Here is a 13567-nt window from a genome sequence, read left to right on the forward strand (position 1 = left end):
GTCACTCTCGCGGAAGCATGGATCCCGGCTCGAGGCCGGGATGACGGCCATGAACCGCCATCGGCCGATGCTCGTCGATCGCCCCTTCGCGCGCGAGCAAGCGAACCTTTCGAGAATCTGAGATGAGCACGTCCACCCCCGCCGCGGTGCCGCCGCGCCACCTGCTGCTCGCGCTCGCGGTGGTGGCGGTGTGGGGCACCAATTTCGTCGTGATCCGCGCCGCGCTCGACGTGCTGCCGCCGCTCGCCTTCGCCGCCTGTCGCTTCGCGCTCGCCTTCCTGCCCGCGCTGGTCGTGCCGCGCCCCAAGGTGAAATGGCGCTCGCTCGCGGCCTATGGCGTGTTGATCGGCGCGGGGCAGTTCGGGCTGCTGTTCCTCGCGATGGACGGCTGGATCTCGCCCGGTCTGGCGAGCCTGGTGGTGCAGAGCCAGGTGTTCTTCACGATCGGCCTCGCCATCGCGCTGAGCGGCGAGCGCGTGCGCGGCTATCAGCTCGGCGCGCTGGTGCTGGCGAGCGCGGGCATCCTCACCATCCTCGTCCATAACGACCGTGCCGCCACCCCGCTGGGCCTCGCGCTGACGATCGCGGCGGCGATCAGCTGGGCCGGCGGCAACCAGGTCGCCCGGGCGAGCGGCACCACCGACATGCTCGGCTTCGTCGTCTGGTCGAGCGCCTTCGCGGTGCCGCCGCTGGTCGCCGCCGCGCTGCTGGTCGAGGGCGCGGCGCCGATCCTCGCGGCGGTGCAGCGCGCCGGGCCGGGCGTATGGGCCGCGGTGGTGTGGCAGGCGGCCGGCAACACGCTGTTCGGCTATGCCGCCTGGGGCTGGCTGCTGGCCCGGCACCCCGCCGCGACGATCACGCCGAGCGCGATGCTGGTGCCGGTGTTCGGCATGGGCACCTCGGCGCTGTTGCTGGGGGAGCCGCTGCCGGGGTGGAAGCTGCTCGCCGCCGCGCTGGTGATGGGCGGGCTGGCGCTCAACCTGCTGTGGCCTCGGGTCAGCGGCTATCCGTGGCGGCGCGGCGCGGCGGGCTGAGCCGCGACGGAACGAACCCGCGCGCGCCTCGCTTGGACGGGGCAGCAGCACGGGAGCCGACAGCATGGAAGACGATCGCGTCTGGGCGTTCGAGGAGAGCCTGTGGACCGCCGACGCGGACCATTATCGCGAGTCGATCGACGAATCGGCGCTGATGGTGGTGCCGCAACCGCCCTATGTGCTGGAGAGCGAGGCGGCGGTGGCGGCGGTGGGCCAGACCCCGCGCTGGGATTCGGTGCGCTTCAGCGCGCAGCATATCGTCCGCCCGCAGGAAGGGCTGATCGTCGCGGCCTATAAGGTCGAGGCGTCGAAGGCCGGGGGCGAGACCTATGTCGCGCATTGCACCTCGACGTACCGGCGGATCGAGCACGAGCATTGGACCGTGGTGCAGCACCAGCAGACCCCGCCGCTGGTCGCCGAGGCGCAGCTCGACCCGGGGTGACGGCCGCGGGCGTACGGCGCCGGCGGGGCGCCGTCGCTACTTCCCCTGACGGGAAGGTGGCGGAACTCTCGTCCTCGCGGCTTCCGCGGGATTCCGCCGGACCTTGGCGAAACCCTGCCGTCATCCCGGACTTGTTCCGGGATCCACCGTCCCGCACATTCATCGCGCGTTGCTCTCGCGGTGGGGTGGATCCCGGAACACGTCCGGGATGACGGATGATGAGGAACGTCCCGCGCCTTAGCCCACGTGCCCGCTCGAGGCCGGCGCTGCTTGGGCGCGCGCCCCTCCCCCGCCGCCATCTCAGCGCGTCGCGGCGATCACCTCTTCGAGGAAGCCGCGATATTGCGCTGCCACGCGCGGCCAGGCGAAGCGCAGCGCGCGGGCGCGGCCGCGCGGCGCCAGCGTCGCGCGCGACGCGATCGCGTGGTGCAGCGCCGCCGCCACCGCCGCGGGATCGCTGGTGTCGAGCAGCACCGCATCGTCCCCCACGATCCAGCGCAGCCGCGGCGAGTCATGCGCCACCACCGGCGCCCCGCACGCCAGCGCCTCGATATAGACGTTGCCGAACGATTCCACGCGCGACAGGTGCAGGAAGGCGTCCGCGGTGCGGTATAGCAGCGGCATCTCCGCCGCGCCCACCGTCAGCCGCTTGAACCGCCCCGGCAACAGCTCGGCGGCGAGCCTGTCGACCGCGTCGCGCTCGGGGCCGTCCCCCGCGACCACCAGATGCGCGTCGGGCAGCTGCGCCACCGCGCGCACCCCGTCGGCGACGCGCTTGGTCTCGATCAGCGCGCTGACCATCAGCACCACCGTGCCGCGCACCGGCAGCCCCCAGCGCGCGCGCTCGCTCGGCCCCGGGGTGAAGCGGTCCGCGTCCATCCCGTTGGGGATCAGCGCGCAGCGCCAGTTCGCCTGGTTGTGCTCGAGATAATCGGGGTTGGTGCACACCAGCCCGTCGCAGCCGAAGGTGCGGTATTCGGCGTCGTTCGACACCGCGGGCCAGTCGCCGTTCTGCGTGACGAAGACGTGCGGCGGGCGCTTGCCGAACAGCACCGGGCGGCGCAGCACCCAGTTGGTGAACGGGAAGGAGCAGGTCACCGTCACGTCATGGTCGCGCGGGCGATAGGCGCGCAGCAGCCCGGGCGCGAAGCTCGCCTCCTCCCACCCGGTCTCGCTGCGCAGCGCGGGCAACCGCGGCATCCGCTCGAGCCGTTCGCGCCGCACCGCCGCGGCGTGGCGGAAGCGATAGGGCGTGTCGGGGCGCGGCTGCCCGGCGCCGATCACGGTCACCGCGTCGCCGCCGCGCGCCAGCTCGCTCGCCAGCGACAGCAGCGCCACCTCGGCGCCGCGCTCGAACAGGTGGAAGCCCGGCAGGGCGAACAGGATCCGCATCACTTTGTCCTCAGGTGCCTCGACGTCACGTGTGCCTCGATTTTAAGGCTTTGCCTGCTAGAGACCGCGGAGCCGATCCGGCGCGCGGTGATTCGACCGCGACGCGCGGTGTCCTACTGGGGTGTCTGGCCCGCGCATGAAGCTGCTTTCCCGATCGATCCCGACGCGGCTCGGCTGGTGCACCGCCGGCCATGGGGTGGTGCAAGCGTCGCGGCGCGTCAACACGATCGTGCGCGCGTGACCGACGCCCCCGCCCCCGCGCTCACCAGCGCCCCGCGCATCGCTTATGTGGTGAGCCAATATCCGGCCTCGTCGCACACCTTCATCCGGCGCGAGGTGGAGAGCGTGCGCCGCCACGGGGTGGACGTGCGCACCTACAGCATCCGGCGCCCCGCCGCGGCCGAGCTGGTCGCGCCCGAGGATCGCGCCTCGGCGGAGACGACGCGCTTCCTGCTGCCGCTCGGGGCGGGCGCGCTGCTGGCGGCGCACGGCGGCGCGCTGGTGCGGCGGCCGGGTGCCTATGCGGCGCTGCTGCGGCTGGCGCTGCGCCACCGCGCGCCGGGGCTGCGCGCGGGGCTGTGGGCGCTGTTCCATTTCGCCGAGGCGGTGGTGCTCGCCCGTCAGTTCGCGGAGGACGGCATCACGCATGTCCACAATCATTTCGCCAATGCGGGCGCGACCGTGGGGATGCTCGCCGCGCGGCTGGCGGGGCTGCCCTGGAGCCTGACGCTCCACGGCATCTCGGAGACCGATTATCCCGCCGGGCTGACGCTCGGCGCCAAGCTGGAGGTCGCGCGCTTCGCCGCCTGCGTCTCCTGGTTCGGGCGCGCGCAGGCGATGCGCGTCACCGCGCCGGCGCAGTGGCACAAGTTCGCGGTGGTGCGCTGCGGGCTGGATCTCGCCGCGCCCGCGCTGGCCGCGCCGGTGTCGCGCCCGACCGAGCCGCGGCGCCGGCTGGTGTGCGTCGCGCGGCTGTCCGCGGAGAAGGGGCATCTCGGCCTGCTCGAGGCGATCGCGCCGCTCGACGTGACGCTGACGCTGGTGGGCGACGGCCCGCTGCGCGACGCGATCGACGCGGCGGTGGCGCGGCTCGGGCTCGGTGATCGCGTGCGCTTCGCGGGCCGGCTCGACGAGGCGGCGACGCTCGCCGAGATCGCGCGCCACGACGTGCTGGTGCTGCCGAGCTTCATGGAAGGGCTGCCGATCGTGCTGATGGAGGGGATGGCGCTGGGGCTGCCGGTGATCGGCAGCCGCGTCGCGGGCGTGCCCGAGCTGATCGAGGACGGCGCCGAGGGGCTGTTGTTCCGCCCGGGCGACTGGGACGACCTGCGCCGCCAGATCGCGCGGCTGCGCGACGATCCCGCGCTGGGCGATCGGCTCGCCGCGGCGGGGCGCGCCAAGGTCGAGCGCGAGTTCGACATCGCCACCGCGGTCGCCCCGCTCGTCTCCCGCTTCGCCCGATAGGCCCATGATGGTTCGCCCCCGCGTCACTCGATCCCGCGTCCCGACCCTCGAAGTGCGGGGGTGCGCGGCGTGAAGTGGATCGCCCTGCTCGCGATGCTCGGGCTGCTGCCGGTGTTCACCGGCTGGCTGCGCACCAACCCGCGCCAGCTGCCGCGCGTCATGGCGGTGTTCGGCGTGCTGCCCTTCGTCACCAACACCTGGCACCTGCTGCTCGCGCCGATCTCCTGGGCCTATTGGCCGGGGTTCGTGAAGGGCACCGAGGTGACGTTGATCGACGTGATCGCGATCGCGCTGATCTTCTCCGCGCCCCCGCGCCAGCGCCGCGCGCACCTGCGCTGGCCGGTGCTGACCTATGCGGTGATGGTGCTGCTCAGCATGGCACAGAATGACGTGCCGATGTCGACCTTCTTCTACGTGTGGCAGCTGCTGCGCGTCGCGCTGGTCATCACCGCGGTGGCGATCGTCTGCCGCGACCCGCGCGCGATGCGCGGGCTGATCCTCGGGCTGATCCTGGGCATCTGCTTCCAGGCGGTGATGTCGCTCAAGGCGCACGCGCAGGGCGCGCTCCAGTCGGGCGGCACGCTGGGTCACCAGAACCTGCTCGGCATGCTCACCCATTTCGTGATCTTCCCGTCGCTGGCGATGCTGCTGGCGACGCGCAAGTCGCGCTGGCTGTGGCTCGGGCCGATCGGCGGGCTGATGGCGGTGGTGCTGACCGCGTCGCGCGCGACGATCGGCTTCTCCGCGATCGGCGTGGTGCTGACGCTGGCGCTGTCGATGCTGCGGCAGCCGAGCGCGCGCAAGACCACGGTCGCGCTCGCGGGCGTGCTCGCGCTCGTCGCCGCGGCGCCGCTGGCCTATGTCACGCTGGGCGCGCGGTTCAGCCAGCATACCGACGACAGCGGCGACTATGACGAGCGCGCCGCGTTCGAGCGCGCCGCCGCGGCGATGGCGCGCGACCATCCGCTCGGCGTCGGCGGCAACCATTATGCGGTGATCGCCAACACCGGCGGCTATTCGGAGCGCGCGGGCGTGGCGGCGGTGTTCGGCAGCCGCAGCGCGCACGTCCACAATGCCTTCCTGCTCGCGGCGGCGGAGACGGGCTATGCCGGGCTGGCGGTGTTCGTGCTGATGCTGCTGTGGCCGGTGTGGGTGGCGCTGCGCTGCGCGTGGCGCTTCCGCCGCGACCCGCGCGGCGACGTGCTGCTCGGGCTGGCGGTGTCGCTGGTGATGGTCAGTCTCCATTCCAAGTATGAATGGATCTTCGTGCTGTTCATCACCCAATATATGTACGCGATCGCGGTCGGTCTGATCGCCGGGATGGCGGCGCAGATGGGCTATTGGACGCCGCGCGCGCGGCGCCGCACCGCGGGCGCCGACCGCGCGGACGCCGCGACGGACGACGTGCAGGGCGGCGATCAGGCCGCTGAGAAGATGGATAAAATCCCTTAAGCCTCTGCGTTTACGCGGCTCTAACCTCACCTCCGTAGAGCGGTCGCACGGCCGCCGGACTCGACTTCGTCCGCGGCGACGACGCGGAGGTAGATCGGATGATGACGCTGCTGGGCGCGCGCGCGCGCTCGACGTCGACGCGCGGCGCGCGGATGATGCCGCAGCTGCTGCTCGCGCTGGCGCTCGCCGGCTGCGGCGGCGGTGGCGGTGGCGGCGGCAGCCCCTCGACCGCGACCGGCGCCGCGGCGACCACCCCCGCGGCCCCCGTCACTGTCGCGCCGACGCCGACGCCGACGCCGAGCCCCGCGGCGACCACGCCCGCCGCCGGCACCGGCAGCGTCGCACCGGGCAGCCTGCCCGTCGCGGGCGACTATCCCTCGATCCCGAGCAATTTCGACGTCAACGCGCAGCTGGTCGCGGCATGGGGCACGGGCGCGATCGCGGCGAGCGGCAAGCCCGACGTGGTCGGCGCCTTCCGCTTCATCTGCACGCCCAGCCACGAGGCCAAGGACGATCCGATCGTCTTCCCGGGCCAGCCGGGACGGTCGCACCTGCACCAGTTCTTCGGCAACACGCTCGCCGACGGCAATTCGACCTATCGCAGCCTGCGCACCAGCGGCGAGAGCACGTGCAACAACGCGCTCAACCGCTCGGCCTATTGGATGCCGGCGATGCTCAACGGCAAGGGCGGCGTGGTGCGCCCCGACTATGTCTCGATCTATTACAAGCGCCTGCCCGCCGACGATCCGCGATGCACGACGATCGGCAAGGCCTGTGTCGACCTGCCGCGCGGGCTGCGCTTCGTGTTCGGCTATGACATGATCAACGGCACGCCGCCGACCGGCGCGGGCTATTACAATTGCCAGGGGCCAACCGCCGAATCAGGCCATTACGCCGACCTGATCGCCGCGGGGACGCATTGCGGCGTGGGCAACCAGCTCGGCGCGGTCATCAACGCCCCCAATTGCTGGGACGGCAAGAACCTCGACAGCGCGGACCATCGCTCGCACGTCGCCTACACCAGCTATGGCATGGACGGGCAGGAGCGCTGCCCCGCCGACCACCCCTATATCATCCCCACCTTCACGATGGGCGCGTGGTACACGGTCGACGCCGATCTCAACCGCAGCGGCAAATGGGACGGCGGCACCAGCGGCTGGCATCTCGCCTCGGACGAGATGGCGGGGATGCCGACGATGCGCCCGGGCTCGACCTTCCACGCCGACTGGTTCGGCGCCTGGGACGACGAGGTGATGCGGATGTGGACGGACAATTGCATCAACAAGCTGCTCAACTGCTCGGGCGGCGACCTCGGCAACGGCAAGCAGTTGCGGATGTTCGACGCCTTCGCCTGGACCTCGACCCCGCACGTCGTGCCGTTGCCCAAGTGAGCCGAGCGCCCTGAGCCAAAGTGGCACAGGGGCGAAACGGTTGACCTTGAACGACTCTCCTCCCCCCGGCATGGATGCGACGAACAGTGTTTCTGGGGGGACGACATGCGGCAGATGACGATGATGGTGGCGGCAGCGGGGATGGCGCTGGCGAGTGTGGCAGCGACGCCGGCGATGGCGGCCGAGTATCTGCTCAATCTCACCTCGAACAGCAACGCGCTGACCAACTATAACGACTACAGCTTCCAGCTCGACGGCCAGACCATCAAGGTTCGCGCCACCGCCTGGTCGACCAACTCGTCGAACACCACCGTCCAGACGGCGAAGCTCGGCAATTACTCGGCCGGCCTCGGCGTGCTGAATGCTGCCGATGGCAATGGCTCCAACGGCACCCACACGATCGACAATCAGAACGGGCAGGACTTCATCGTCTTCCAGTTCAGCAGCGCGGTGCAGCTCTCGAGCATCACCACCACGCCGTTCAACGTGAACAACCTCGGCACCGACGCGGACGCGAGCGTGCGCTGGGGCAATATCAGCAAGGCGTGGAACCAGTCGCTCGGCTTCGACGGTCAGTCGGTCAATGCGATCGCCAATATCCTGAGCGGTCAGCAGGATCTGCTCGGCAGCAACGTCCAGCAGACCCGCGCGGTCAACGGCCAGGCCTCGAACCTGTGGCTGGTCGCCGCCAAGAACCTCGACAACAGCAAGGTCGACGGCTTCAAGCTCGGCGCGGTCACCGTCAAGAGCGCGGTGCCCGAGCCCGCGACCTGGATGATGATGATCGGCGGTTTCGCGCTGGTCGGCTCGGCGATGCGCCGCCGCAAGACCGACGAGGCGACCCAGGCGCTCGCCTGATCCGCGTCATCCCGATGTGACCGGAGGGGTCGGGCGCCGTCGCGTCCGGCCCCTTCGCGCATGCGGCGCCGCGCGGACTATGCTTTCCTGCGCGTTAACCCTTTTTTGGCGATCCTGCCCTATCGCCCTCGCCCGAACCGTCGCGTCACCAAGCCCGCGTTAACCCGATGGTAGGTCGCGCCCCGTATCCGTGACGCATCACACGGGAGGCGCGACGATGCTGCTGCAGGCAGTTCTGTTACCAGAGACGGACGACGATCGCCGCGGCGCGGAGCGTCAGCCGGTCAACCAGCCCTCGACGCTGCGCGGCGACCGGGTCGGGGCGCGCGACGTCTATGTCCGAGATCTCTCGGAGACGGGGTTCAGCGTCACCACCGACACGCGGCTGACGCTGGGCAGCACGGTGACGATCGGGCTCGCGGGCCATGGCCGCGCCACCGCGCGCGTCGTGCGCCAGGTGCCCGGCGGCTATGGCTGCGAATTCCTCTCGCCGATCACCGCGGGCACCGTCACGGGCGCGTTCCGCACCGACACGGTGATCCAGCTCACCTCGTCCGAGCCGGTCGAGCTGCCCTTCGCCGATCCCGCGATCGAGCGCTACCCCGGCGCGGTGCGCGTCGGCGTGATCGTCGGCGGCGCGGCGCTGCTGTGGGGCGGGATCATCTGGGGCGTCGTCGCGCTGCTGTGATCCGCGCGTGAGTCGCGGCGCTGCCACGGCGACCCCGCTGTAAGAAAAATCCCTGCTGACGAGATGCTTGCGGCACGAACCATGAACCGGTCCGTATCGGTTCGGCACAAGCTGCGATGATCGCCACCCTTTCCGGGACGAACGGTAAAAACCCGAGGGTTACATTAATAGCCGAATAACCTAATGTTGCGGTGCAGCGTATCGGCTAGGGAGCGATCACCGTGCTTGAAGCAACCATCAACGCGCCGGCGTCCACCGCCGGCACGATGGATCGCGAGGCGTCGACGAACCTCCGCCGGATCGACGACGCGGCGAGCCGCGCGCTCGACGTGACGCTGGCGGTCATCGCGCTGATCATCCTGGCGCCGCTGATGCTGATCGTCGCGGCGGTGATCTACATCCTCGATCCCGGCCCGATCATCTTCGCGCACCAGCGCATCGGCCGCGGCGGCCGCGCCTTCCCCTGCCTCAAGTTCCGCTCGATGGTGGTCGACGCCGACGCGCGGCTGCGCCACCTGCTCGAGACCAGCGCCGAGGCGCGCGAGGAGTGGGAGCGCGACCACAAGCTGCGCGACGACCCGCGCGTGATCGGCATCGGCAAGTTCCTGCGCAAGACCAGCCTCGACGAGCTGCCTCAGCTGATCAACGTCGTGCGCGGCGAGATGAGCCTGGTCGGCCCGCGCCCGATCGTGGTGGGCGAGATCGCGCGCTACGGCCGCTATTTCGAGCATTATTGCGCGGTGCGGCCGGGGATCACCGGGCTGTGGCAGGTCGGCGGGCGCAACGACGTATCGTACCGCCGCCGCGTCGCCTATGACGTGACCTACAGCCGCGCGCGCTCGTGCGCGATGAACGTCAAGATCATGGCCTATACGGTGCCGAGCGTGCTGTTCCAGCGCGGGTCGTACTGACGCCCGACAGCGCGACAACCGAGGTTGCCTGCGGCGTCGCCCCCCGGTGGGCGGCGCCGTTCGCGTATCTGAGCCCCGCCCCGCCCGGCGCGGGATCCTGGCGTGTGATCCACCTGGTGCGCATCGTTGGCGTGCTCCTGCGGAAGCGGGAACACGGTTTAACCGGGGGAATCAGACCCTAGCGGACATTCTGTCGCCGCCATTAACCTGACCTTTAATGCCTGAGCCTATTGCTCTGCCGGCGCGGTCACCGCGCGACTTCCAGATCAACGAACTCGGGCGGGGCAGGCGTGGCAAGCGCACGTGTACGTACTTCATTGCTGACGGCCTGCGCCTGCGTGGCGCTGGCGAGCTGCGGCGGTGGTGGCGGCGGCGGCGGTGGCGGCTCCGCCGCGGCGCCCGCGCCGGTGGTGGTGGTGCCCGCGCCCAGCACGAGCCCGACCCCGGCCGCGGTCCCCCCCGCGAGCTCCGGCCCCGCCACGTCGCCGACCCCGACGCCGACCGGCACGGGTGGCGAGATCGTGATCGTCACCCCCACCCCCGCGGCCACGCCGACTCCCGCCGCGACGCCGACCCCCCGCCCCACGCCGACGCCGACGCCGACCCCGAGTGCGACGCCGGCGCCCGCGCCGACTCCGACGCCCGCCCCGGCACCCGCGCCCGCGCCCGCGCCGGCCCCGACGCCCACGCCGGCCGCGACCCAGACGCCGTCATCGCCCGGCGATATCGTGATCGTGACGCCGACCCCCGCGCCCGCGGCGACGCCGCTGCCCGGCGCGACCCCGACCCCGGCGCCGGTCGCGGAACAGCCCGCGGGCGGCTTCGACTATCTCGTCGCGGTCGCGCGCGATCTGGCGAGCACGATCGCCGACGCCTTCGCGCGCTTCTTCGCGCTGTTCACCACCGACGGGAGCAACCTGCCGTGGAGCGCGGGGCTCACCGCCTTCCGCCAGCCGGTGCTGAGCGCCGCGGGCGCCGCCGCGATCCCGCCCGACACGGTGCGGCTGGCGCGCCAGGCGACCTTCGGGCCGACCCCGCAGGTGATCGCGCGCATCGCCGAGCTGGGCATGCCGGGCTGGATCGACGAGCAGTTCACGCTGCGCGGCAGCACCTATGCCGATCTCGCCACCTGGGTGCCGGCCAATTACTGCAGCGGCAACACCGGCGTGCCCAAGTGCCAGCAGATCTATTTCTCGCGCAGCCGCGTCGCCGCGCGCTTCTACGCCGACGCGGTGATGGCCCCCGATCAGCTGCGCCAGCGCGTCGCCTTCGCGCTGTCGCAGATCCTCGTCGTCTCGGGCGGCGGTGACCAGACCGCGGGGCTGGCCTCCTACCAGCAGATGCTGCTCGACCATGCCTTCGGCAATTACGGCACGCTGCTCCAGAAGGTGACGCTGCACGGCTTCATGGGCCATTATCTGTCGATGGCCGACAGCAGCCGCGTCGCGCCGTCGGAGAATTACGCGCGCGAGATGCTCCAGCTCTTCACGCTGGGGCCAGTCAAGCTCAACCATGACGGCACGCCCGTGCTCGACGCGAGCGGCGCCGCGGTGCCCAATTACGGCGCCGACGACATCCGCGGCCTGTCGCGCGCGCTGACGGGCTGGACCTATGCGCGCAGCGGTGGACGCAGCGACTGGACTGGCAACGACTACACGCTGCCGATGGTCCCCGCCGCGGCGACCCGCTACGACAGCGACGCCAAGGCCTTCCTCGGCACCAGCGTGCCCGCGGGCAGCAGCGCGGCGGACAGCGCGCGGATCGCGGTGGAGGCCGCCTTCCAGCATCCCTCCACCCCGCCGCGCATCGCCAAGCTGCTGATCCAGAATCTGGTCAAGTCGAACCCCACGCCGGGCTATGTCGGCCGCATCGCCTCGGTGTTCGAGGATAACGGCAGCGGCGTGCGCGGCGACCTGAAGGCGGTGGTGCGCGCGATCCTGCTCGATCCCGAGGCGCGCGGCGACGAGCCGCACGGCGCCGACGCGGGCAAGGTGCGCGAGCCGGTGCTGGTGATGACCGGGGTGGCGCGCGCGATCGGGCTGGCGACCGACGGCATCGCCTTCATCCAGCGCGATTCGAACCTGGGTCAGCCGGTGTTCGGCTCGCCCTCGGTGTTCAACTTCTACCCGCCCGATTACCCGCTGGCGGGCACCGCCGGGCTCGTCAGCCCGGCGACCAAGCTGCTGAGCGCGGGCAACGCCACCTGGATCCACAACCTGGTCTACAATTGGACCGTGCTGGGCGAGCCGACGCGCGGCGAGTGGACCTTCGACATGGGCCTGCCCAACTTCACCGGCAGCCAGCCCAATTGGGCCAGCTGGGACTCGATCGCGGAGGATCCCGATCGGCTGGTGGCGGTGGTCAACCTGCTGCTGCTCAACAATGCCGCCACCGAGACGCAGAAGGGCGCGCTGCGCAGCGCGATCCTGTCGATCCGCAACAACAATGCCGCGATCCAGGCGCACAAGCGCGCCCAGATCGCGCTCTACATCGCCGCTTCCAGCCCCAATTTCCTGGTCGATCGCTGAGGACCGCCGCCATGTCGATGACGCGCCGCCACTTCCACCGCACCGCTCTGACCGCCGGCGCCGCCGCGGCGATCGGCATGTTCGGCCGCACCGCCGCCTTCGGCGCGTCCGCCAGCGGCTATCGCGCGATGGTGGGCGTGTTCCTGTTCGGCGGCAATGACGGCTGGAACATGGTCGTCCCCACCGATCCGGCGACCTATGGCGCCTATCTCGCCTCGCGCGGGACGGTGGCGCTGGCGCCGGGGTCGCTCGCGCCGCTGGCGGGATCGGGCTATGCGCTGCACGGCGCGATGGCGCCGCTGGCGAGCAAATGGGACCAGAACGCGCTGTCGCTGGTGCTCAACACCGGCACGCTGGCGGTGCCGCTCGACAAGACCACCTATGCGCAACGCCCCGACCTGCGCCCGACCAACCTGATGAGCCACAGCGACGAGCAGGAGCATTGGCAGGGACTGCGCGCGCGCTCGGTCAGCCGCGACGGCTTCATGGGCCGGCTGACCGACCGCATCGCCGCGAGCGGCGGCGTGCCGCCGCTGATGAGCTTCGCGGGCAACAATGTCGCGCTGATCGGCCAGCGCGCCAAGTCGATCGTGCTGCCCTCGACGGGCTCGCTGACGCGCAGCGCCACCAGCACCAGTGCGGTGGACCAGGCCTTCGCGGCCTTCTCCAGCGGCGCGGGGCTCGGCACGCTGACCGAATCCACCGCGGCGACCTATACCGACGCCTATGACATGACCCGCGCCACCGCGACGGTGCTGGGCCAGTCGAGCAGCGTGGACGCCTATTTCGTCGATCCCGACACCGGCGCGGCGCTCGGCTCCGACCTCGCCAACCAGCTCAAGCGCGTCGCGCGCATGATCGAGGCGCACGGCACCTTCGGCCACGCGCGGCAGAGCTTCTTCGTGTCGCACGGCGGCTATGACACGCACGACAATCAGGTGACGCCCGGCGAGACCGGCAAGGGCACGCATGCCGCGCTGCTGCGCGAGCTGGCGGTGTGTCTCGCCGCCTTCCACAACGCCATGCTCGCGCTCGGGCTGGGCGACAATGTCACCGCCTTCACGATGAGCGACTTCGGCCGCACGTACAAAGGCAATGCGCAATATGGCTGCGACCATGCCTGGGGCAGCAACCATCTGGTGCTGGGCGGCGGGGTCACGGCGCGCGGCGTGTTCGGCCGCTATCCCGACCCGACGCTGGGCGGCAGCGACGATATCAGCTGGGAGGGGCGCTTCCTGCCCACCACCTCGCAGGAGGAATATATCGGCGCGATCCTGCGCTGGCACGGCGTGAGCGACGCCGACATGGGCTATGTCGTCCCCAATTGGTCGACCTGGTCGAGCAACGGGCGCGCGCCGCTCGCGCTGTTCGCCTGACGCGCCGCGCCCTCGACGCGCGCGCGGCGCG

At 71.0% G+C, this 13567-nt stretch carries 12 protein-coding genes; 10 read left to right on the top strand and 2 right to left on the bottom strand.

All coding sequences use genetic code 11. The annotated features are described in order from the left end of the window. Positions 1 to 122 precede the first annotated feature (122 nt). Entirely contained in the window at positions 123 to 1034 is a 912-nt protein-coding gene (locus EV292_RS12185; protein ID WP_132909501.1) for an EamA family transporter, read from the top strand. Positions 1035 to 1098: 64 nt separating this feature from the next. Beyond that, positions 1099 to 1476 carry a DUF4440 domain-containing protein gene (locus EV292_RS12190; RefSeq protein ID WP_132909502.1) on the top strand — a complete coding sequence of 126 codons (378 nt, stop codon included), beginning with the start codon at positions 1099 to 1101 and terminating at the stop codon, positions 1474 to 1476. Between the two features lie 300 nt (positions 1477 to 1776). Here EV292_RS12190 and EV292_RS12195 read toward each other — a convergent pair whose 3' ends face one another. Then, on the bottom strand, positions 1777 to 2868 hold the full coding sequence (locus tag EV292_RS12195; RefSeq protein ID WP_132909503.1) for a glycosyltransferase family 4 protein: 1092 nt from the start codon (positions 2866 to 2868) through the stop codon (positions 1777 to 1779). A 237-nt stretch (positions 2869 to 3105) separates the two neighbouring features. On the opposite strand from EV292_RS12195, the gene EV292_RS12200 reads away from it, so the two are divergent. From EV292_RS12200 to EV292_RS12225, 6 genes are all read left to right on the top strand, one after another. After that, positions 3106 to 4332 carry a glycosyltransferase gene (locus EV292_RS12200; RefSeq protein ID WP_132909504.1) on the top strand — a complete coding sequence of 409 codons (1227 nt, stop codon included), beginning with the start codon at positions 3106 to 3108 and terminating at the stop codon, positions 4330 to 4332. Between the two features lie 69 nt (positions 4333 to 4401). Next, positions 4402 to 5784: an O-antigen ligase family protein gene (locus tag EV292_RS12205; protein ID WP_132909505.1), complete on the top strand. Its 1383-nt coding sequence runs from the start codon at positions 4402 to 4404 to the stop codon at positions 5782 to 5784. 98 nt (positions 5785 to 5882) lie between these two features. Further along, entirely contained in the window at positions 5883 to 7175 is a 1293-nt protein-coding gene (locus EV292_RS12210; protein ID WP_132909506.1) for a DUF1996 domain-containing protein, read from the top strand. A 105-nt stretch (positions 7176 to 7280) separates the two neighbouring features. Further along, the gene (locus tag EV292_RS12215; protein ID WP_132909507.1) at positions 7281 to 8033 is read left to right on the top strand and encodes a PEPxxWA-CTERM sorting domain-containing protein; all 753 of its coding nucleotides are present in this window, start codon (positions 7281 to 7283) and stop codon (positions 8031 to 8033) included. 217 nt (positions 8034 to 8250) lie between these two features. Beyond that, a complete protein-coding gene (locus EV292_RS12220) occupies positions 8251 to 8721 on the top strand; it encodes a PilZ domain-containing protein (protein ID WP_132909508.1) in 471 nt (156 codons plus the stop codon). Between the two features lie 221 nt (positions 8722 to 8942). Next, positions 8943 to 9632: a sugar transferase gene (locus EV292_RS12225; RefSeq protein WP_243693746.1), complete on the top strand. Its 690-nt coding sequence runs from the start codon at positions 8943 to 8945 to the stop codon at positions 9630 to 9632. A gap of 247 nt (positions 9633 to 9879) precedes the next feature. On the opposite strand, the gene EV292_RS22910 is transcribed toward EV292_RS12225, so the two are convergent. Then, the gene (locus EV292_RS22910; RefSeq protein WP_207913417.1) at positions 9880 to 10320 is read right to left on the bottom strand and encodes a hypothetical protein; all 441 of its coding nucleotides are present in this window, start codon (positions 10318 to 10320) and stop codon (positions 9880 to 9882) included. Positions 10321 to 10366: 46 nt separating this feature from the next. Between EV292_RS22910 and EV292_RS12230 the strand changes: the two genes are divergently transcribed. Then, positions 10367 to 12160 (top strand): DUF1800 family protein, encoded by a 1794-nt coding sequence (locus EV292_RS12230; RefSeq protein WP_207913418.1) that lies wholly within the window; start codon positions 10367 to 10369, stop codon positions 12158 to 12160. Positions 12161 to 12171: 11 nt separating this feature from the next. Next, a complete protein-coding gene (locus EV292_RS12235) occupies positions 12172 to 13536 on the top strand; it encodes a DUF1501 domain-containing protein (RefSeq protein WP_132909510.1) in 1365 nt (454 codons plus the stop codon). The last annotated feature ends 31 nt before the right edge of the window (positions 13537 to 13567 follow it).

Source organism: Sphingomonas sp. BK235, from assembly GCF_004345855.1.
Classification (GTDB): Bacteria; Pseudomonadota; Alphaproteobacteria; order Sphingomonadales; family Sphingomonadaceae; genus Sphingomonas.

What these genes read in the sequence shown, in the direction of transcription:
- EV292_RS12215 (WP_132909507.1), top strand. Translation starts at nt 7,281, where the DNA reads ATGCGGCAGATGACGATGATGGTGGCGGCAGCGGGGATGGCGCTGGCG.
- EV292_RS12220 (WP_132909508.1), top strand. Translation starts at nt 8,251, where the DNA reads ATGCTGCTGCAGGCAGTTCTGTTACCAGAGACGGACGACGATCGCCGC.
- EV292_RS12185 (WP_132909501.1), top strand. Translation starts at nt 123, where the DNA reads ATGAGCACGTCCACCCCCGCCGCGGTGCCGCCGCGCCACCTGCTGCTC.
- EV292_RS12190 (WP_132909502.1), top strand. Translation starts at nt 1,099, where the DNA reads ATGGAAGACGATCGCGTCTGGGCGTTCGAGGAGAGCCTGTGGACCGCC.
- EV292_RS12235 (WP_132909510.1), top strand. Translation starts at nt 12,172, where the DNA reads ATGTCGATGACGCGCCGCCACTTCCACCGCACCGCTCTGACCGCCGGC.
- EV292_RS12195 (WP_132909503.1), bottom strand. Translation starts at nt 2,868, where the DNA reads ATGCGGATCCTGTTCGCCCTGCCGGGCTTCCACCTGTTCGAGCGCGGC.
- EV292_RS12210 (WP_132909506.1), top strand. Translation starts at nt 5,883, where the DNA reads ATGATGACGCTGCTGGGCGCGCGCGCGCGCTCGACGTCGACGCGCGGC.